Source organism: Hyalangium sp., from assembly GCF_045802625.1.
Taxonomy (GTDB): Bacteria; Myxococcota; Myxococcia; order Myxococcales; family Myxococcaceae; genus Hyalangium.
In genome coordinates this window covers 36,043-56,128 of record NZ_JBJMQP010000108.1, presented here as the reverse complement: position 1 = coordinate 56,128, position 20,086 = coordinate 36,043, and the positions used below count along the sequence as shown (strand labels likewise).

Sequence of the window (20,086 nt, the reverse complement as noted above, 5' to 3'; positions counted from 1 at the left end):
GCGGCTTCGGCTCTGCTCCCGCTTGAGAGAGCCGTCACTGAATAGGAATGCGAGCGGTGCGTCTGTACAGCGGCGCCGGCCGGAAACTTCGCAGCGGAGGTCCCCTCGATGAGCCGCACCTTTCTGTTCCTGTTGAGCGCGGTGCTCATAACGGGCATCGCCCGAGCGGAGGGTGTCGGTGACCGGGACGCGCTGCCCAGCTCCGCGACGCGCCTGCGTGGGACCTCGTCGCTAATGCCAATGCCCGACGGCGGGCTGCTCTCCCTTGGCGGCTCCAGCCTGCGGCTCCTCCCGCCGGGATCGAAACGCTGGGAGACGCTGCACCAAGTGCCGAAGGGCAACCTCTACCGCGTCGCGGTCAATGACGCGGGTGGAGTGCTCGCCGCCTGGGAGAGTGAGCCGGTCGTCCACTATCTGCTGCCGCAGTCGAAGCGGCACCTCACCCTGCCCCTCCCGAGCGTGCCGCCGCCGGGGATCTCCGGGTTCGGGCTCCAGTACCTCGCCTTCGCGACGAACGGACGGGACGCGCTGATCCGCATGGAGGGCTCGACACCGCACCGCACCGGCCCGAGTCGCGGAGCGCGCAGGGTGTATATGGTGTACCGCGTCCCGCTGGACGGGACCGGCGCCCCCGAGCTGCTGTACATGGTGGATGGCGCGCAGCTGGTCCAGATGGGCCCCCGGGTCGCGGCGTACTTGATCCCCACCGTCCTCGGCCCCGCCTGCAACGAGCACATGCTCTGTGAGTTCTCCTCGCTCATCGCGTACGAGCTCACCGCCACCGGGGTGACTCAGAAGACGCTGCTCACGAAGGAGCAGGTGCGGATGGCCGGGGCGCGGCGCGTCAATGGCAGCGATGACGACCGGCTGGTGCTTCAAATCGAGGCCAGCGGGACGCGCCATGAGCGCGGGCTCCTCACCTGGCGCCGAGGCGACGCCAAGGCCGACTACCGCCCGCTTCCAGGGAGGATCGACGACGCCAACCGCTTGTTGGTCATGAAGTCGGGCGCGCTGGTGGAGCTGGTCAAGCTGGAGGAGGACGCGCTGGAGATTCGCCACACGCTCCCGGACGGGCGCCAGACGACGACCCGGCTCCGTGCGCCGGAAGATCCAGACATCGTGGACTCGGACCCCCACGGCATCGGCGAGCGCGGCGACGGAACCCTCTGGGCGCACTGGGGCGACTACGTGCTGCTGTTCCCCCCAGGAAAGCCGCCGCGGGCCTCTTCCATCGTGTCGCTGCTCGGCCGGCGTGACGACTGGGCGGGCGTGGACCTCTACGTCTCCAGCCCGGAGTCCCTGTGGATCGGAGTGGAGATCGGCGCGGGCCGAGACTTCGTGCGAGTGCCGTTCGCGCAGCTCGAGAAGGGAGCGAAGCCGTGGCCAACCGAATGATCTGGTTCCCTGTGGCGCTGGCGCTGGCCGCGGCCGGAGCGCGCGCAGAGGGCGTGGAGAAGCGGGAGCGGCCTCCGAGCCCGGCGGAGCGCATCCGCGACGCCTCGAACCTGCAGCCGATGCCCGGCGGGGGTTGGGTCTCGGTGGGCTTCTCGACCCTGAGCGTGCTCTCGCCAGGCGCCCGGCAGTGGGAGAAAGTGCACCGCATCCAGGGCGACAGCCTCTACCGGGTGGCGGTGGGCGGCTCCGGCGCGCTCCTGGCGGCCTGGGAGCAGGATCCGTCGCTCCACTACTTCCCCGCGCAGTCCAAGGAGCACCTCACCCTGCCGCAGCCGCAGCCGCCCTCGCCGGAGGTGTTCCACTTCCACGTGGAGTTCATCGGGTTCCTGCCGAACGGCCGCGACGCGTTCGTGTTCATGGAGGGAGAGGCGCCGCACATGAACGGGCCGTACCGCGAGCACCACCCCTTCGGCGCCACCTATCGTGTCGCGCTGGACGGGACCCGGCCCGCCGAGCTGCTCTACACGGTGGTCGGCGGGCGCCGCATCTACGTCTCCGAGCGCCTCGCGGTGTTCGTGATGCCGAAGAAGCTCGGGCAGATGTGCGAGCACCTCACCTGCAATCCGGTGGATCAGCTCGTGGCCTACGAGTACTCGGACCGGGGCGTCACCCAGCGGACCCTGCTCTCCTCCGCCGAGCGGGCGATGAGCAACGTCCAGCTGATCTGGGGGAGCGACGACCAACACCTGATGTTCGAGGTGCACCTCGGCGGCCAGGAGCGCGGGATGTTCGCGTGGCGGCCGGGCGAAGCAAAGGGCGCGTTTCGGCCTTTCCCCAAGGAGAATTACACGACCGCGCAGTTCCGGCTGCTGAAGAACGGGGACCTGCTCGAGGTGGTCCGGACGCACGACTACGGGGATCTGGAGCTCCGCCGGCACCCCTGGGCCGGAGCTGTGCAGGTGACCGCGCTCCAGGGGACGCGGGAGAAGGGCTCCTGGGACCACAACGTGCACGCGCTCGGGGTGCGGGAGAACGGCTCCCTCTGGCTCCACTGGGGCGACTACCTGATGCTGATCCCACCCAAGGGGCCCCCGCGCGCCTACAACCTCGAGCCGCTGCTGACGCGACGGACGGAGTGGGCCGACGCCGAGCTGTACACCGCGAAGCCGGAGACGCTGTGGGTCGGGATCGAGCACGGCGGAAGCCGCGACTTCGTCCGGGTGAGCTTCGACGACGTAGAGAAGAAGGCGAAGCCGTGGCCGCCGCGGTGAGGTGCCTCACGCCACGGTGGACCCCGCGGGCATTGTAGATGTAGGACCACCTCCGCCAAGCCGGGCCTGCTCATACAGCAGGAGTGCACGAACGAACGTCCGGGCATCGCCGCAGCGCCAAGAGCCCATGTCTGAACGTTCAGACATGACCAAGCCCCAAAAGTCTCCGCGGTGGCCCGTCTTCCTGGCCGGCACCTCCCGACTTCATGGGTAGGCCCCAGCTGTGCTATGAAAGTGGGGGCCACCCGTCCCCGCTCTTCAGAGGGTTGAAGCCTCGCCACCCAACCTGCCACGTCCTGTCTCGCGCGCCGCCACCCAGGGTCTCTCAGGCTCTGCCCTGGCACACCCGGCTTGCGCGGAGCCGGGGAAGATCGCCATCCTCGCGCCCAATTGGACCGGGGATGACGTGCCCCTCCCCCGCCCCGGTGAGGCTCCACTCGTGGATTTGAAGACCGCCGAGAAACGCGCGCGCGAGCTCCGCCAGGAGCTGGCCCACCACAACTATCGCTACTACGTCCTCGACTCCCCCGAAGTGAGCGACGCCCAGTACGACCGGCTCATGCGCGAGCTCCAGGAGCTCGAGGGCACCTTCCCCCAGCTGGCCACTCCGGACTCCCCCACCCAGCGCGTGGGCGGCGAGGCCGCCGAGAAGTTCGAGAAGGTGGTCCACCGGGCGCCCATGCTCTCGCTGGCCAACGTCTTCAATGACGAGGAGTTCTCCGACTTCCACGAGCGCATCCTCAAGCTCTCGGGCGAGTCCGACGTCACCTACGTCTGCGAGCCCAAGCTCGACGGCCTGGCCATCACCCTGCGCTACGAGAACGGCGCCTTCGTCCAGGGCGCCACCCGCGGCGATGGCACCACCGGCGAGGACGTCACCGGCAACCTGCGCACCGTGCGCAGCCTGCCCCTGGAGCTCTTCCCCCAGGACGGCGTGAAGGTGCCGCCCGTGCTCGAGGTCCGCGGCGAAGTGTTCATCCGCAAGGAGGACTTCAAGAAGCTCAACGAGAAGCGCGAGGAGGAAGGCGAGCCGCTGTTCGCCAACCCGCGCAACGCCGCCGCCGGCAGCCTGCGCCAGTTGGATCCGAAGATGACGGCCTCGCGCCCGCTCTCCATCTACCTCTACGAGTACGTGCCCACCGAGGGCCTGCCCGCCTTCAAGACGCACACGGACAAGCTCGAGCACCTGAAGAAGCTCGGGCTGCCGGTGAACCGCCACGTGTGCGCCAAGGGCCTGGACGGCGTGCGCGCCGAGTACGAGGCCTCGCGCAAGGGCCGCCACGCGCTGCCGTTCGAAGTGGATGGCATGGTGGTGAAGGTGGATGACGAGGACCTGCGCCTGCGGCTCGGCCAGGTGTCCAAGAGCCCGCGCTGGGCCGTGGCCTACAAGTTCCCTCCCGAGGAGGAGTCCACGCTGGTGGAGGCCATCGAAGTCCAGGTGGGCCGCACCGGCGCCCTCACCCCGGTGGCCCACCTCAACCCGGTGAAGGTGGGCGGCGTCACCGTGTCGCGCGCCACCCTGCACAACGAGGACGAGCTGCGCCGCAAGGACGTGCGCAAGGGCGACACCGTCTTCGTCCGCCGCGCCGGAGACGTCATCCCGGAGATTGTCTCCGTGGTGCTCTCCAAGCGCCCGGCGGACTCCAAGCCCTACGAGTTCCCCAAGCACTGCCCGGTGTGCGGCGCGATGACGGCCAAGGATGAAGAGGGCGCCATCATCCGCTGCACCGGCGCCTCGTGCCCCGCGCAGCTGGTGGAGAAGATCCGCCACTTCGCCTCGCGCACGGCCATGGACATCGACGGCATGGGCGACAAGCTGGCCTCGCAGCTCGTCTCCAGCGGCCTGGTGAAGGCGTTCGCGGACCTGTACGCGCTCAATCAGGAGAAGCTCCTGAGCCTGGAGCGCATGGGCGAGAAGAGCGCGGAGAACCTGCTGGCCGCCATTGAGCGCTCCAAGCAGACCACGCAGCGCCGCTTCCTCTACGCGCTCGGCATCCGCCACGTGGGCGAGGCCACCGCCAAGGCCCTGGCCGAGGCCTTCCCCGACGTGCGCCAGCTCTACACCGCGGACAGCGACGCCATCACCCGCGTCAAGGACGTGGGCCCCACCATGGCCCTGGTCATCCACGAGTTCTTCCAGGAGCCGCAGAACCGCGCCGCCATTGACGCGCTGCTGGCCGCGGGCGTCACCCCGGCCCCCCCCCAGGTGGCCACCGGGGGCCCCTTCGCGGGCAAGACGGTGGTGCTCACCGGCGGCATGTCCGGCATGTCTCGCGAGCAGGCCAAGGAAGAGATCGAACGCCGCGGCGGCAAGGTCTCAGGCAGCGTGTCGAAGAAGACCGACTTCGTGGTGGCGGGCGAGGACGCCGGCAGCAAGCTGAAGAAGGCCCAGGAGCTCGGAGTGCGCATCCTGGACGAGCAGCAGTTCCTGAAGCTCCTGCAGGGCGAGGCCCGAGGCTGAGGAGGCGGTAACCATGGGCATGCGGCGAGCCACGCTGCGCATCCGCGGCAAGGTGCAGGGCGTCTTCTTCCGGGAGAGCACCCGCATCGAGGCCACGCGCCTGGGCCTCACCGGCTGGGTGCGCAACCACGAGGACGGCTCCGTGGAGGCCCTCGCCGAGGGCGAGCCCGCCGCGCTCGAGGAATTCATCCGCTGGTGCCACCGGGGCACCCAGGCCGCGCGCGTGACGGACGTCGAGCGCTCGGACTCGGAGCCCTCCGGTGAGTTCCGCACCTTTATCGTGGAGCGCATGTCATGACGTCGTATGGGATGGGCTCGCTGCCCGTGATGCTGGGCATCCGGGCCGGCTCCAAGGTCTCCGTCATCAACCCGCCCCGAGGCTTCGTCCAGCGCCTCAACCCGCTGCCGGACGGCGTCGAGTTCCTCATCACCGCCCAGTCCGGCCTGGACGTCATCCTCTTCTTCACCTCGGATGCCCACGAGCTGGTCCAGCGCCTGCCTGCCCTCTCGCGCGCCATGGCGCTCACCGGCGGCATCTGGATCTGCTGGCCCAGCGGCGAGGGCATCAAGAGCTCGCTCTCCGAGGACTTCGTGCGCCAGGCCGCGCTCGACATTGGCCTGGTGGACAACAAGATCTGCCTCATTGACGAAATGTGGACCGGCCTGCGGCTGGTGCGAAGGCCCCGCGGCCGCATCGACAAGCCCGAGTCACGCAAGCAAGCGCCTACTGCACAGGCCTGAAACCCGGGAAGCCAGGAACCACCTGTGCCATCGGGTCGACATTCTCTACTTCTCGCCTTTACACGGCCTTCGAAGGCATGAAAAACTCCATGTGTTTCTGGACGGTTGTGTGACGCCACGCGTCGGGCGCGGCGTTGAAGTCCAGGTGACTTTTTGAGACGGGTTGCGTTCCCGGCTTCCTCCAGGCGCGCCGGCTGCACCGAAATTCTCCTGTCGCCCCCCCAAGGCGCCCGCGGATGGGCTCCGACCGGGTGTGGAGGGCAGGAGCGGACAGCCCGCGCGAGTGAAGGACTGAGAACGCTCAGAAGAAAAAGGCCTCGCCCGGCACGGTGCCGGTGGTCGCGAGGCGCATGAACTCAGAGGAGCAGGCGGTGTTCCCCTCAACCCCCACCCCCGAGACGCGAGCCGAACCTGGATCCGCCTTGGCGGGAGGGTCTGGGGCCCCCCTTCCTCTCGCAGCGCGCGTGGAAGCGCGAGGCCACGTCGCCTCCCGTCCGGTGGGGCACGCCCGTCCGCGCGCGCGTCCAGGATTCGCCCATGGGCAGCATCCTTGTAATCAACGCCTCGGGTCGGGAGACCCGGGTCGCCCTCGTCGAGGGCGGCCACATCGCGGAGTTCTACCTCGAGCGTAAGAAGGACAAAGGCGTCGTCGGTAACATCTACAAGGGCCGCGTCGTCCGGGTGCTCCCGGGCATGCAGGCGGCCTTCGTGGACATCGGACTCGAGAAGGCCGCGTTCCTCTACGTCAGTGACGTCGTCTACGACCCGGACTTCGCTCGCTCCCAGTTCGAGCTGACCGAGGGCGAGCACGAAGACTTCCCGGATGTGCCCTCGGAGATGGAGGCCGAGGCCGCCGAGGCCGCCGCCAGCAGCCCCGAAGCTCCTCATGCCGAGGCCCCTCATGCCGAGGTGGAGCTGGAGGTGCAGGAGTTGGCCCCCGGCGAGCTGGCCCCTCCTCAGGGTGAGCCAGTGGCTCCCACCGCCACGGCTCCGGCCCCCGAGAGCCCCCCGAGCGGCGACGCCATTGCTCCCATGGAGTCGGGGGTCATCGCCGCCGCCGCGGTGATGACCGTGCCGCCGCCCTCGCCCACGGAGAGCCCGGAGGCTTCCGCTGCTCCTGCCGCCGCGCTGGCCGAGCCTGCCGCCCCGCCCGCTCCCGCCGCCGCGCCGGCCGAGAGCGCTCCGGTGGCCACCGCGCCCGAGTCCGCTGCTCCCGTGGCCGCTCCTTCCGAGGCCACCGCTGGCGCTCCTTCCGAGCAGGCCTCCGCGGCGCCCGTGGCCGAGGGCGCTGCCCTCGAGAGCCCGCAGGCGGAGCCCCCGCCTCACGACGCCACCGCGCTGGGAGAGATCATCCCCCCGGCCCCGCACGCCGAGGCGGTGGCCGCGGCGCCTCGTCCCGAGGTGGCCACCGGTGAGCGCCGCGCCCCTCGCGAGGGCCGGGAGGCGCGTGAGTCCCGCCACAGAGATCGCGAGAAGGATCGCGACTCGCGCGACAAGGACAAGGCCCGGCGCCAGCGCGACGAGCAGCAGCGCCGCGAGAAGGACGAGAAGGGCAAGTCGCGCAAGAGCTCGCGCATCGAGGACTTGCTGAAGGTGGGCCAGGAGGTGGTGGTTCAGATCTCCAAGGATCCGATCGGCACCAAGGGCGCCCGCCTCACCTCGCACATCTCCATCCCCGGCCGTCACCTGGTGTTCATGCCCACCGTGGATCACGTGGGCATCAGCCGCCGCATCTCCAACGAGAAGGAGCGCAAGCGGCTGCGTGAAATCGTGGACCGGCTGCGCCCACCCGGGACGGGCTTCATCGTCCGCACCGTGGCGGAGAACGTGCCGCAGGAGAAGCTCGAGAGCGACATCCGCTTCCTCATCGAGGTGTGGAACCAGGTGGTGCGCCGCAACGAGAAGCGCGGCGGCTCCGGGCTGCTCCACGGGGACCTGGATCTCATCCTGCGCGCCACGCGCGACCTGTTCGCGCATGACGTGGAGAAGCTCGTGGTGGACGAGCGCGAGGAGTACGAGCGCATCCTCGCCTTCGTCACCGCGCAGGATCCCGCGCTCGCCGACCGCGTGGTGCTCCACGAGAGCGACGAGCCCATCTTCGACGCCTACGGGATTGAGCAGGAGATGCACCGCGCCACCCAGCGCAAGGTGTGGCTCAAGAGCGGCGGCTACCTGATCGTCGATCAGGCCGAGGCGCTCACCGCGATCGACGTCAACTCGGGGCGCTACGTCGGCAAGAAGAGCCTCGAGGAGACGATCACCAAGATCAACGTCGAGGCGGCCAAGGAGATCGTCTACCAGCTCCGGCTGCGCAACATCGGCGGCATCATCATCTGCGACTTCATCGACATGGAGAAGGCGCAGAACCGGGACAAGGTCTTCAAGTCGCTCCAGGAGGCGCTGGGCCGCGACAAGGCGAAGACCAACGTGCTGCGCATCTCCGAGCTGGGCCTGGTGGAGATGACGCGCAAGCGCGTGCGCGAGTCCATCGGCCGCGTGCTCCACGAGGACTGCCCGTACTGCGACGGCAAGGGCTTCGTGAAGACGGCCACCACCGTCTGCTACGAGATCTTCCGGGAGATCCGCCGCGAGGCGCCGGGCTACAAGGACTCCACGCTGGTCATCAACTGCAGCGCGGAGGTGGCTCGGCTGCTCCAGGGCGAGGAGCGCCAGGAGCTGCGCCACCTGATGGACCGCTACAACAAGTCCATCCAGGTCAAGGCGCAGCAGAACTACCACCGCGAGCAGTACGACATCTACGGCCGCTCCGCGCAGGGCCCCGAGCACAAGGTGGCCTCGTCTCCGGGCTCCGGTGATGGCGAGCTGGCCATGCAGCGGCGCCCCGAGAGCTCGGGCCCCAACGAGCGCTACCGCCAGGACCAGGGCCGGCGCGGTGGAGGCCGGGATCGGGATCGCGGCGAGCGCGGCGGCGAGCGCGAGCGCGGCGGCGAGCGCGAGCGAGGTGGCGAGCGCGAGCGCGGCGGTGACCGGGAGCGCGGCGCGGACCGGGAGCGCAGCGGCGACCGCGAGCGCAGCGGCGACCGGCGAGAGGGCCGTCGCCCGGATCGTGATCAGAACCGGGGTGACCGCAACCGCGGCGGCGAGCACCGCCGGGACGACCGCCGAGGCGAGGAGCGTCGTGGAGACGACCGCCGGGGCGAGGAGCGTCGCGGCGAGCAGCGCCAGTCCCAGCCCCAGACTCAGGCCGGCACCGAGCCCTCCTCGGGCGGAGGCACGCCTCCCTCTTCCTCGAGTGGAGGAAACGGTGGCAACGGTGGAGGCGGCACTCCCACCGGGGGCTCCGAGTCCTGACAGCCCCCGCCTGAGAGGAGCTCTGCCTGCCGGTGGGTGTGCCCGGCAGGTTGCTTCCCAGGCGAGCACCACCGGGGCAAGCTGGCCGAAGGGGCATGGCTTTGACTAGCCTTGCCCCTTCCTCGCATGGCCCTCCCCCAACCCTTACGGCAACTGCGCGCGAAGCTGGCCGGCTGGACCCAGAAGACCTGGGAGCCGGTGGCGCAGACCTCCGTGGGCCGCTTCGCGACGGACGTCTACCTGGCGGCGCGCGCCCTCATCCGAGACTTCCAGGGCGAGAACATCAGCCTCCGGGCAGCGGCGCTCACCTACATCAGCGTCTTCTCGCTCGTCCCATTGATCACCGTGGGCCTGGTGCTCCTGCGAACCCTCCACCAGGAGGAGTTCCAGCGGCACATGCGCAGCGCCATCTTCATGGCGCTCGCTCCGGGCTTCCGTGAGCAGTCCTCGGAGTTCCTCGAGCGCTTCCTGACCCCAGCCAACTCGATCGCCCTCGGCAGCGTGGGCTTCATCGCGCTGCTGTTCTCGGCGTCCTCGCTGCTGCGCAACATCGACGGGGCGGTCAACGAGGTGTGGGGCATCCGGCGCCAGCGCCCCATCCTCATCCGCGCGCTCATCTACCTGGGGCTGCTGCTGCTGGGGCCCGTCTTCCTCGCCGCCTCGTTCTCGGGGACGGGGGCCGTGCGCGAGCTCATCGTGAACGCGGGCTACTCCATCGCGCCGCAGATCGTCCTGTGCACCATGGCGGGCAGCGCCGTCACGGGGTTGACCCTGCTCTACTACTGGACGCCGTACGCCAAGGTGGCGGTGCGCTCGGCGCTCGCGGGCGGGATCGTCGCCGGCCTGGGGTGGGTGATCGCCAAGATCCTCTATCAGGAGTTCGCCGAGCAGATCTTCCGGTACGACAAGCTCTGGGGCTCGCTGAGCGTGGTGCCGCTGTTCCTGGCGTGGATCCACGTCAGCTGGCTGCTCGTGCTCAGTGGTGCGCGCCTGTCCTACGCGGTGGAACATTCCTCCTTCCGGGACTCGCTCTGGGCCTTTGGAAACCACCCCCGCGCCCTGGAGCTGGTCGCCACCCGGGTCGCCATGGAGGCCACCCTGGCCTGGGTGGAAGGACAGCCACCTCCGCTCGCCGACCAGCTGGCCCTGCGCCTGCGCGTACCCGAGTCCTTCGTCCATGACGCCATCGAGCGGCTGGTGAACGCCCAGCTGCTGGAGCAGGGCCGCAAGGGAGGCATCCAACCCGCTCGCGATCCATCCGACATCTCCGTGGCGGAGCTGGTCGGCGCGCTCCATGGGCTCACCATCCTGGGGGGGCCGGAGACCTGGACGGGGCCTCGAGCCGCCCCCGGCTTCGAACAGGTGGAGGCGCTCTTCCACACCGCCGACTGCGCCACCGCCGATGTGCTTCGCCTGACCAAGTGGACCGATCTGATCGCCCACCTGCGCCCTGGCCTGGCGGCCCCAGCGGCCCCTGCCCCACCGGCGGCCACCGCCCAAGGCTGAAATCCGTAAGGTTTCCAAGAGGTTCGAGCACGTGGCTGCTTGCAACGGCCCCTCGTTCTGTTATGTTTTCTGGATTCGATCACGGGCCAAAGCGCCCTCCTTCCGAGGGGTCACGCGGTTTGCGGGAGCGTCCGATGCTCAAGTCCGATTTGATCAACATCCTCGTCGCCAAGCGGGGCGTGACCCAGAAGCAGGCCGAGGCCACCATCGAGACGATCTTCGAATCGATGAAAGAGGCCCTCTGCCGCGGCGAGAACATCGAGATCCGCGGACTTGGCGCCTTTCACGTCAAGAACTACCAGGGATATCAAGGCCGTAACCCGAAGACGGGCCAGGTCATCCCGGTGAAGCCCAAGCGGGGTCTGCTCTTCCGGACTGGCAAGGAGCTGCGCGACCGGGTCAACCGGCCGGCCCCGCAGTCCGCCCAGCCGGACCTGGCCGACCCCACCAAGGGCAACACCGGCACTGGAAGCCTTTGATTTCCCTCATGCGGTGACGGACACGGGCGCCAGGCGCCCCAGTGGCCGGATCTGCAGGTCCACGTCCAGCTCGCCGTAGGTGAGCACGGCCACCTCAGGGAAGGCTCCTTCGATGAGCCGCCGGAGTGTCCTGCGCACATCCGGCGCCGTCAGGAGCACGGCCCTTCCGCCCGAGGCGATGCGCCGGACCCCTTCCAGGATCTCCGCGACGTGCTCGGGAGACGGAGCCGGCCCCCGAGTTCCCCCGCCTCGCAGCGCTTCCTCCACCTCGGGATCGACCAGGTAGGCGTAGAGCGGCCCCGCGGGAGCGAACTTGTGGCTCAGGTAGCGGTGCAGCGCCTGCCGGCAGCGCTCCGCGAGGGAGGTGGCATCCCCCTCCGTAGCGGGCGAGACGAGCGCCTCCAGGAGCACCCGGATGTTGCGGATGCTCACCTGCTCCTGGACGAGCTTCCGCAGCACATCGGTGAGCAGCGGCAGCGGGACCTTCTGCAGCGCCTCCTTCACGAGCATGGGCGCCTGCGCCTCGAGCCCCTCCAGCAGCCCCTGAACCTCCTGGAGTCCCAGCAGATTCGCGGCACTGGCCCGGAGGATGGCCCGGAAGTGGTCCACGATGAGCTCCCCCGGCCGGCGCACGGGGACCTGAGCCATCTCCAGCCGCGTACGCTCGGCCTCCGGCAGCCGGCTGATCGGTCTGCCCGTGGCGGGCTCCACCACCGGTTCGAGCGGAACCCCGAGGAACGACAGCTCGTCTGGAGGAGACAGGACGTAGAGGGCTCCCGGCACCACCTGCCCCGTTCCAGCGGGGACCTCATCCACGAGGAGGGCGTATCCCCCCGAGGGCAGGTAGGCCGCATGGGTTCGCACTCGGATGCCAGGGACTCGGACTCCGAGTTCGTAGAAGAGATCGTCCCGAAGCTGGTTGAGCAGTTGGTGGACGAAGGCGCCCCCCTGCTCCTCCGCGATCGAAGTGAGGTCTGGCGCGAGATCCACGGTCAGCGGGGAGACTCCCACCGGAGCCGCCGTGCTCGCTGGCACCGCCCCCATGCCGGGCGGCCCTGCTGTCGCGCCTTCTGGGGTGGCCTGGGGCTTCTCGGCAGCGGCAGCGTCCTTCTCACCCGCGGCCTTCTTCATCTGCCCGAGCGAGTACGCGACAGCCCCGAGCAGGGCCCCCAGCCCCAGGAAGGTGAGAAACGGCATCCCCGGCATCAGGGCGAGCGCCCCGCACAACCCCGCGACGACCCAGAGCGCCCGGGACTGCCCGAAGAACTGGGCGCCAATCTCCGAGCCGAGCGAATCCTCCTCCTTCTCCGAGGCCACGCGCGTGACCACGAGCCCCGCCGCCACCGCGATGCACAGCGAGGGAATCTGCGACACGAGCCCATCACCGATGGCGATGAGGGCGAACGTGGAAGCGGACTCCGAGAGGCTCATCCCCTGCTGCAGGACACCAATGGTGATGCCTCCCAGGAGGTTCACCGCCACGATGACGAGGCCCGCGATGACATCGCCCTTCACGAACTTCATCGCGCCGTCCATGGCGCCGAACATCTGGGACTCGCGCTCGAGGTTGCGCCGGCGCTTGCGGGCCTGCGCCTGATCGATGGCCCCCGCGCGCAGATCGGCGTCGATGGACATCTGCTTCCCGGGCATCGCGTCCAGGGTGAAGCGCGCGGAGACCTCGGCGACGCGCTCGGCGCCCTTGGCCACCACGAGGAACTGGACGAGGGTGAGGATGGCGAAGAGCACGGCCCCCACGACGTAGTCCCCACGGACGACGAACTCGCCGAACGCCTGGATGACCTCACCCGCATGGCCCTCGGCCAGCGCGAGCCGCGTCGATGACACGTTGAGCGCGAGCCGGAACAGCGTGGTGAACAGCAGCAACGTCGGGAAGGCCGTCACCTTGAGCGCATCCTGGGCATAGAGCGCCGCGACCAGCAGCGACACCGCCGCCGCCAGGTTGATGGCAAGCCCCAGATCCAGCAGCCAGGGCGGCAGGGGAATGATCAAGGCGCCCAGCACGGCGGCCATGGCCACCGCGAGCACCACATCCGATGACTTCCGGGCTCTCGAGAGGATCTTCGCAAGCGGGTTCATGACATCTGCCTCCGTGGGCTCCTGTCCGTGTCGTGAGACTCCATCGCCACCCGCAGCACGACGGCCGCCGTTTGATAGAGCTCCTCGGGGATCTGCTCTCCGACGTCGTAGTGGATGAGGCTGCGGGCCAGCGGAACGTCCCGAACCACCGGGATTCCGAGCCGTTGGGCCTCACGCCGGAGCGAGAGCGCGTCCTCCTCGTGCCCCTTGGCGACGAGGTAGGGCGCCTCGCATTCCTTGCTGTCGTAGCGGAGCGCGACCGCGATGTGCGTAGGGTTGACGACCACGGTCGTGGCCTTCTGCACTCCGCGGGCCTGCCCGCCTTGCGCGAACTGCCGGTGGAGCGCCTTGCGCTGGGCCTTGTGGTGCGGATCGCCCTCGCTCTCCTTGTACTCCCGCTTCACCTCCTCGCGGGTCATCATCAGGTCCTGGAGGTGCCGCCTGCGTGCCAGCGCGTAGTCACCCACGCCCAGCACGAGCAGCACCCACGCGATGCGGCTCGCCAGCGGCGCGAGGTGCGCCACGAGCTGGCTCATCCCCACGGCACCATCGAGCCACACCGCGCGCAGCGCATCCGGGCCGGCATCCTCCGCCTCGCTCCACACGAGCGCTGTGACTACGCCCATCACCGCCAGCGCCTTGGCCACCTCCACCAAGGATCGAACGCTGAAGAGTCGCTTCAGGCCCGCAACGGGGTTGAGGCGCTCCAGCTTGGGTGTCAGGTGCTCCGGGTTCAGCTCGAAGCCCACCATGGCCACGGAGACGCCGAAGGACGCCACCAGCGCCCCACTCAGCGCGGGACCGGACAGGCGCGCGAGCATCCACCATCCGTCCTCCCATGCGCCGGAGCCCTGCTGCTCCAACAGCAATTGGGAGGTCCACGCCTTCAACCGCTCGAAGCCCTCCGGCGCGACGGCCGTGAAGCCGAGCAGCCCCCCCAGCGTCACCGCGCTGGAGGCCAGCAGCCGGCTGCGCGGAATCTGCCCCTTGCGGCGCGCGTCACGCAGGCGCTTGGCAGAGGGCTTCTCCGTCTTCTCGCTCATCGCGCCAACTCCCCCAGCAACAGCAGCGCGCTCTCCAGCCCCGCCACGCCACCGAGCAGCCGCTCGCAGAGGACACCCACGCTCAGCCACAAGAGCGCGCCGCCGCCAAGAATTCGCAGCGGTGCACCGAGCTCGCGCAGGTTCACCTGGGGAGCCGCACGGGACGCCATGCCCAGGAGGCAGTCCACCGCCAGCGCCGCCGCTGCGATGGGAGCCCCTACCGCCAACCCCGTGGCCATCGCGCCGCCCGCGAGCGTCACGACGTACAGCGTCGCCGCCTCCGAAGGAACGAACGCTCCCAGGCCCACCACACCAAAACCTCGTAGCACTCCAGAGAGGACAACCGGGAACAGCCCTCCCGTCACCACCTGTGCGACGAGGAGCTGGTACAGGCCATCTCCCGTGGCGGACTCTCGGACGCCCGCGAAGGGAAGGCTCGCCTCGGCGGACGTGCCTCGGAAGAGATCGATGAAGCGCCCACCCATCCGCGCCGCGTCGAATGGCAACGCCGCGATGAGCCCCACGGAGGTTCCATAAACCAGCTCCTTGAGCACCAGCGCCACCAACGCCACGGGTGTCTCCACCGGCGTCGGCAGCCCCACGCCCGCGACCAGGTGCAGAAAGAGCGAGATGCTCAGCACCAGCGAGAGCTTGACGGTCGTCGGAGCAGCCTGCCCTCCCAGGAGCGGGCAGAGGAAGGCCACGGGCACCAGGCGGGAGCAACAGAGCGCCACCGAGACAATATGCGGCCCCAGCAGCTCGAGCTGCGCACGGAGCAGGTCGAGGTTCATATCGCCACCTCGGCGATGGCCACCAGCAACTGGTGCGTGAACTGCGTGAGCTGCCCGGCGATCCAAGGCCCAGCGAGCACGAGCGCCAGCACCGCCGCGCACAGCTTCGGCACCACCGAGAGGGTGCTCTCCTGAAGCTGCGTGGTGGCCTGGAACAGGCTCATGATCAACCCCACCACCAAGCTCGCGCCGACGGGTGGCAAGGACGCGAGGACCATCAGGAGCAGGGCCTCGCGGCCGAGGGCAAGCAGGACATCCTGGGTCATGGCATCACCGGTAGCCAAGGATGAGCCCGCGTGCGAGCAGCGACCAGCCATCCACGGCGACGAAGAGGAGGATCTTGAAGGGGAGGCTCACCTGGCTCGGAGACAGCGTCTGCATGCCCAGGGCGAGCAGGACATTGGCGATGACCATGTCCAGCACGAGGAACGGCAGGAAGATGAGGAAGCCAATCTGGAAGGCCTCCTTCAGCTCGGTGATGACGAAGGCTGGGATGACCACGAAGAGGTCCGTCTCCTGGACCTGTCCCGCCTCCTCCGGAGGCCGCAGCTCTCGCCCGAGCTCGACGAAGAGGGCCCGCTCCTCGGAGCTGCCGTGCTTGAGCAGAAAGGCGCGCAGCGGCTCCGTCACTCGAGTCACCGCGGAGAGGATCTGCGCTCCAGACTCCACCTCCTGGTAGGCGGCCTGTCCCGCGTCGTACATGCGCTCCATCACCGGCGACATGATGTGCGCCGAGAGCACCGCCGCCAGCCCTGTCAGGACGATGGTCGGTGGGGCCTGCTGCGTGCCCATCGCCGTTCGTGCGAACGAGAGCACCACGGAGATCTTCGAGAAGCTCGTCAGCATCAGCACCGCGAAGGGAAGCAGCGACATCACCGCGAGCATCCCCATCATCACCAGCGGATTGCCGGCATAGGATGCTTGCGCGAGGGTCTGCCCACCTGCCCAGGCCCACGTCGGCGCGAACAGCAGACCGATCAGAAATCCCCGCTTCATCGCGCGCCTCCGTTCGCCTGCGACGAGGCTCGACGGCGAGGAACAGGCCTGCGCGCCTGTCCGAGCGCACGCCGGGACACCGGAGCGCGATGGATCTCGGCGAACGAGTCCCCAAAGGCCACGAGGAAGCTTCGGCCGTCCGCCTCCACCAGCGCGATCCCGCAGCGCTGAGAGAGCCCTGCCCGGGAGACAACCTTCAGGCGCTCGGGAAGAGTGAACCGGGGTCCCGCTGGGCTGCGCCGCCACAGCCACCCAACAAGCCCTGCGACAGCCACGAGGCCCAGCACCCCTCGAGCGGCACCCGAGGCCGGCCAGCCCCCGAGCGGAGCCACCACCACGAGGCAGAGAATCAACCCACACGCGATCAACAAGCGTCGCCGAGGAGTGAGAGAGGCAGTCATGACATTTCCCCGGGAGCTCACGGCAGCAGGTTGAGGATGCGAGCACCGACCTCGCCATCGATCTCGACCAGCTCGGCCCGGGCCACCGCGCGATCACCGACGCGCAGCAGCACTGGCTCGCTGGCGTTGATGCGCAGCGGAAGCAGATTCCCAGGCTTGAGAGCGGCCAGCTCCGACAGCGGCAGCATCAGCCGCGTCAGCTCGATCTCCACATCCACGGGGAGCGGAGGCATGCCTCCGCCCTGCTCAGTTACGGTTGCCATGTTCGACTCCAGGGGAAGAGCGCGCCGGAGCGCGCGGGTTACGGAAAAACCGTCGGGGGTGAACTCCCCCACCAGCTCGAAGCCACGAGTCACCAGGCGCCCTCGGCCGAAGAGGTGAGCGCCGCCATGACGGGCGCCCTCGAAGACGACGACATCCCCCGCCGAGAGCTTCTCCAACGCCGACGGAGGCAGCCGGGCACATCCCAGAAAGCACCTCGCCCCCATGGACGCCGCGAGGATCTCCGGCGCGATGGCCGAGTCCCGCTCCACCGGCAGGCCCTTGCAGACGGACTCGAAGACCACTGCGGGCAGCAGCAGCCGCCCTCCCGCGGACACCTCTCCCACCGACAGAGAGAGCTCCACGGCGAGGTGAGGCTTGCGGCCATCCAGCCGACCCAGCGCCTCCGCTCGATCCATCGTCACGCCCGCGAACCGGGGCCCCAGCCGGCGGTGCAGCTCCGAGCGAGTTCGGAGCGCCGCGAGCCCGGACAACATCAGGAAGGCGAATGTCGCCTCCTCCAGACGAACGAGGCGCATCACGGGACTCGGGCGCTGGCGGCTTCCGGCGAAGCGCTCCAGCGCGGCGAAGACCACGGGAAGGTCCAGCTCCAGCACCGCACAGGCTCCCACCATCGACAAGTCGAGCAAGACAAAGGCCACGGTGTGCGCCAGCCCTGTCGCCGGAGTCACGATGGCCCCCACCAACTGGCCAGAAGCGCGGACCGGACTGCCAAGCTCGCGCCCCAAGGCCTCACAGAGGACCTGGAGCAGCTCGCGTCCCCAGTGCGCGACCTGGGGGCGCTCGCCCAACGTCACATGTGCCCGGGCAAGCCGGCGTGTGCCCAGCCGGGTCAGCTTGGAAGGCTTCAGAGATTGGGACTGGGGACTACGGGGTTGGGTATGCATGGGAACTCCTGCGCTCTGGACAGCGAGATGGGGTCAGCGCGTGGCTTCGCGAATCAGCCGCTCCGCGAGCGCGGCCAGCGCTGGGTTTGTGGGGCCATCCGGTGGCTCCATGCGCCTCTTGGGGAACAGGCTTCGGTGGTAGGGCGGCAGCCTTCGGAAGATCTCCCGCCGCAGCGCTTCGGAAGCCTCCGCCATCAGCTCGCGGAGCTGGTCCGAGGGGTCGCTCCGGATGCCGAACTCCAAGGCCACCTTGGCCTGCCGCTGCGCCGAGGTGAGCGCCATGAAGCCCGCCAGGTGCTCCTTCGCTCGCGCTGCCTCGCGGGGCCCCAGGCCCTCGAGCAGCTCCGCGGCTCGCTCCCGGCCGAACACCAGCGCCACCAGGGCAAACCTCGCCAGGGGAAGCAGCACGGGAGGCGTCTTCGGAGCCGCTTCCTTCCCAGCGGGCGTTCTCCGCACGGGAACGGGCACGGTCTTCGGCCGAGGAACGGGCTTCCGGGTGATGCGAGTCTCCTGCTCGGAGATCGCCTTCGCCGCGGGCCGCCGGATGATTCGAGTGGCATCCATGGAGAGCACCTCTCAGCGGCTCACGCCACCTTGCGTGCGGCACTCGCCGCCACCACGGGCCGAGCGGGAACAGGCGGAGCAGCCGGCGGTATCGCGGCCTCGGACTGGTAGTGCCGCAGCCGCATCGCCAAGAACACCAGCGCTCCCGCCAACCCGGTGAGCAACACTCCCATCACCGCCAGCAGCACCCTCAGCCGCAGGAGCGGCGAGCTCCCCGGGACTGTCACCTCCACCCGGGTGACAGCCTCGTCCACCAGCAGCGACACGGCCTCCGGCGACAAGCCCTCCACGCCTCCCGCGATGAGCGCCTTGAGCTGCTCCTGTGACTGGCGGACCCGAGCCGCATGCCCAGGCGCCGTGCGCAGCATCGCCGAGGCCTTCGCGGGCATCGCCTGCTGCCCAGGCCGAGGGGGAGGCGGCACCATCAGGTGCACTCTGGCGATGAGCACCCCCTCCACCCCTTGCAGCGTCTTCTCGATGCCTCGCTCGAGCACCTGCACCCGGCAGAGCTGTTCCTCCGTCGGAGAACGGATGAGCCCGCCTCCGCCGAAGACGTCACAGCCCGTCTCGCTCAGGGGCCTCGGCAACCCCAGCTCGGCGAGGATGCGCACCGCGTCCGAGGCCTGCTCCTCCTCCACCTCGATGGACCAGGTGGGCTTCTTGCCCGCCTCTGGGACCTTGCGAGCGTCCAGTCCGCGCTCGACCAGGACCGTCTGCAGCTCGTTGGCCTGGCGCTCGTCGAGCCCGTGTTGGATGCGCTCCCGGCACGCGGCGGTGCCCAGGAGCAAAAGCAGAAGACAGCGTCGAAGAGAGAGAGACATGGAGGGATTCCTCAAATCTGGGTCTGAAGGACTTGCTTGATGCCGCCGGTGGCCTTCTCGACGACCTTGCCGGCCAGATCGAGCTGCTGGCTGGCGGCGTACACGTGGGCCTGGAAGGCGAGCAGCTCCGCCGGGGTGAACGTCCGGCCGGACTCGGCCAGCGCGAGGATGTGGTCCAGCCGCTTCTGCGCTTGACCCACCCGATCCAACGCCCGCGCGACTTGCTGCTCCCGCGCCGACTGCACCGAGTCCACCCTCGCCCCGGCCTTCACCTCCAGCTGGCCCGCGGCGGCGCGATCCACCGCCTGGGCCCGCTCTGTCCCTCGCGTTGCCTCTGGGGACCCGGGGCGCGTGGGCCCCTCTGACGAGACAGGTACGCCCGGCCCACCGCCTCCGCCCTTCACCCCTTGAAGCACCTTGCCGAACTGCTGCTTGCCGGTCTCCAGCGCGGGAGTGGCTCCCGAGCCTCCGACCGAGCCCACCTTGTCGATGGCCATGGCGCCGCCCCTAACGGATGTTGTTGATGGCGGCCTTCGCCGAGTCGTGGCGGACCTTCATGATGTTGGAGATGGCGTTCTGCTCGCGGCTCTCCTGCTGCATCTGGTTCTGCAGCGCGAGGTACGCCATGTTGAACTTCTGCCCGTCCTCGGCCATCAGCCGCTGGGCCTCGAGCATGTCCCACGCCTCCCCCTTCCCCGTGGTTCCTCCCGGAGTAGTCGCCGGGCTCGAATTCGAGGTGCCGCCCGTCCCGGGGATCGGGGCGCCTCCCGTTCCTGGAACCGAGTTGATGGTGGCGTTCGTCGAGGCCACCGATGCCACGGTCGAGCGGACACTCGCGACCGCGGCGCTCGTCACCGGCCCGCCGGGAATCATCCCGCTGACGAGGCCAGCTCCCGTCTTGACGACCTCTTGAGCGGTGCGCGCCAGGACGGCGCCGAACTCGTTCTGCGGCGTCTGCCGCGCCACGGTGGGGGTGATGGACAGCAAAGCGATACGGTTGTTGTTCTCCACGTCGGGTCTCCTTGGGTTGGACTGCGCG

18 protein-coding genes are annotated in these 20,086 nt (G+C 69.2%); 8 read left to right on the top strand and 10 right to left on the bottom strand.

What is annotated here, in order from left to right:
* Positions 1-108: 108 nt before the first annotated feature.
* From ACJ8AT_RS19240 to ACJ8AT_RS19205, 8 genes are all read left to right on the top strand, one after another.
* Positions 109-1,395: a hypothetical protein gene (locus ACJ8AT_RS19240; RefSeq protein WP_407739222.1), complete on the top strand. Its 1,287-nt coding sequence runs from the start codon at positions 109-111 to the stop codon at positions 1,393-1,395.
* Positions 1,380-2,666: a hypothetical protein gene (locus ACJ8AT_RS19235; RefSeq protein ID WP_407739221.1), complete on the top strand. Its 1,287-nt coding sequence runs from the start codon at positions 1,380-1,382 to the stop codon at positions 2,664-2,666. The genes ACJ8AT_RS19240 and ACJ8AT_RS19235 overlap by 16 nt, the downstream gene beginning before the upstream one ends.
* 445 nt (positions 2,667-3,111) lie before the next feature.
* Positions 3,112-5,127 (top strand): NAD-dependent DNA ligase LigA, encoded by a 2,016-nt coding sequence (ligA, locus tag ACJ8AT_RS19230; RefSeq protein ID WP_407739432.1) that lies wholly within the window; start codon positions 3,112-3,114, stop codon positions 5,125-5,127.
* A 13-nt stretch (positions 5,128-5,140) separates the two neighbouring features.
* Positions 5,141-5,425 (top strand): acylphosphatase, encoded by a 285-nt coding sequence (locus ACJ8AT_RS19225; RefSeq protein WP_407739220.1) that lies wholly within the window; start codon positions 5,141-5,143, stop codon positions 5,423-5,425.
* Positions 5,422-5,868, top strand: a complete 447-nt coding sequence (locus ACJ8AT_RS19220; protein WP_407739219.1) for a DUF3052 domain-containing protein — start codon at positions 5,422-5,424, stop codon at positions 5,866-5,868. The genes ACJ8AT_RS19225 and ACJ8AT_RS19220 overlap by 4 nt, the downstream gene beginning before the upstream one ends.
* A 537-nt stretch (positions 5,869-6,405) precedes the next feature.
* On the top strand, positions 6,406-9,180 hold the full coding sequence (locus ACJ8AT_RS19215; protein WP_407739218.1) for an Rne/Rng family ribonuclease: 2,775 nt from the start codon (positions 6,406-6,408) through the stop codon (positions 9,178-9,180).
* A 126-nt stretch (positions 9,181-9,306) separates the two neighbouring features.
* Positions 9,307-10,686, top strand: a complete 1,380-nt coding sequence (locus tag ACJ8AT_RS19210; RefSeq protein ID WP_407739217.1) for a YhjD/YihY/BrkB family envelope integrity protein — start codon at positions 9,307-9,309, stop codon at positions 10,684-10,686.
* A gap of 134 nt (positions 10,687-10,820) precedes the next feature.
* Positions 10,821-11,165: an HU family DNA-binding protein gene (locus tag ACJ8AT_RS19205; RefSeq protein WP_407739216.1), complete on the top strand. Its 345-nt coding sequence runs from the start codon at positions 10,821-10,823 to the stop codon at positions 11,163-11,165.
* Positions 11,166-11,171: 6 nt separating this feature from the next.
* Here the strand turns inward: ACJ8AT_RS19205 and ACJ8AT_RS19200 are convergent, their stop codons facing one another.
* The 10 genes from ACJ8AT_RS19200 to ACJ8AT_RS19155 all read right to left on the bottom strand — a co-directional run bounded on the left by ACJ8AT_RS19200 (position 11,172) and on the right by ACJ8AT_RS19155 (position 20,058).
* A complete protein-coding gene (locus ACJ8AT_RS19200; RefSeq protein ID WP_407739215.1) occupies positions 11,172-13,262 on the bottom strand; it encodes an FHIPEP family type III secretion protein in 2,091 nt (696 codons plus the stop codon).
* Complete coding sequence (locus tag ACJ8AT_RS19195; RefSeq protein ID WP_407739214.1) at positions 13,259-14,305, bottom strand: EscU/YscU/HrcU family type III secretion system export apparatus switch protein; 1,047 nt, start codon at positions 14,303-14,305, stop codon at positions 13,259-13,261. Before ACJ8AT_RS19195 ends, ACJ8AT_RS19200 begins: the two co-directional genes overlap by 4 nt.
* Complete coding sequence (locus tag ACJ8AT_RS19190) at positions 14,302-15,096, bottom strand: EscT/YscT/HrcT family type III secretion system export apparatus protein (RefSeq protein ID WP_407739213.1); 795 nt, start codon at positions 15,094-15,096, stop codon at positions 14,302-14,304. The genes ACJ8AT_RS19195 and ACJ8AT_RS19190 overlap by 4 nt, the downstream gene beginning before the upstream one ends.
* A complete protein-coding gene (fliQ, locus tag ACJ8AT_RS19185) occupies positions 15,093-15,362 on the bottom strand; it encodes a flagellar biosynthesis protein FliQ (protein ID WP_407739212.1) in 270 nt (89 codons plus the stop codon). Before fliQ ends, ACJ8AT_RS19190 begins: the two co-directional genes overlap by 4 nt.
* A gap of 4 nt (positions 15,363-15,366) precedes the next feature.
* Complete coding sequence (sctR, locus tag ACJ8AT_RS19180) at positions 15,367-16,092, bottom strand: type III secretion system export apparatus subunit SctR (RefSeq protein WP_407739211.1); 726 nt, start codon at positions 16,090-16,092, stop codon at positions 15,367-15,369.
* 418 nt (positions 16,093-16,510) lie between these two features.
* Positions 16,511-17,662 carry a type III secretion system cytoplasmic ring protein SctQ gene (gene sctQ, locus ACJ8AT_RS19175; protein ID WP_407739210.1) on the bottom strand — a complete coding sequence of 384 codons (1,152 nt, stop codon included), beginning with the start codon at positions 17,660-17,662 and terminating at the stop codon, positions 16,511-16,513.
* 33 nt (positions 17,663-17,695) lie between these two features.
* Entirely contained in the window at positions 17,696-18,226 is a 531-nt protein-coding gene (locus ACJ8AT_RS19170) for a hypothetical protein (protein WP_407739209.1), read from the bottom strand.
* A 20-nt stretch (positions 18,227-18,246) separates the two neighbouring features.
* Complete coding sequence (locus ACJ8AT_RS19165; protein WP_407739208.1) at positions 18,247-19,047, bottom strand: flagellar M-ring protein FliF; 801 nt, start codon at positions 19,045-19,047, stop codon at positions 18,247-18,249.
* Between the two features lie 11 nt (positions 19,048-19,058).
* Positions 19,059-19,544 carry an ATP-dependent helicase HrpB gene (locus ACJ8AT_RS19160; protein ID WP_407739207.1) on the bottom strand — a complete coding sequence of 162 codons (486 nt, stop codon included), beginning with the start codon at positions 19,542-19,544 and terminating at the stop codon, positions 19,059-19,061.
* Positions 19,545-19,554: 10 nt separating this feature from the next.
* Positions 19,555-20,058 carry a hypothetical protein gene (locus tag ACJ8AT_RS19155; RefSeq protein ID WP_407739206.1) on the bottom strand — a complete coding sequence of 168 codons (504 nt, stop codon included), beginning with the start codon at positions 20,056-20,058 and terminating at the stop codon, positions 19,555-19,557.
* Positions 20,059-20,086 lie beyond the last annotated feature (28 nt).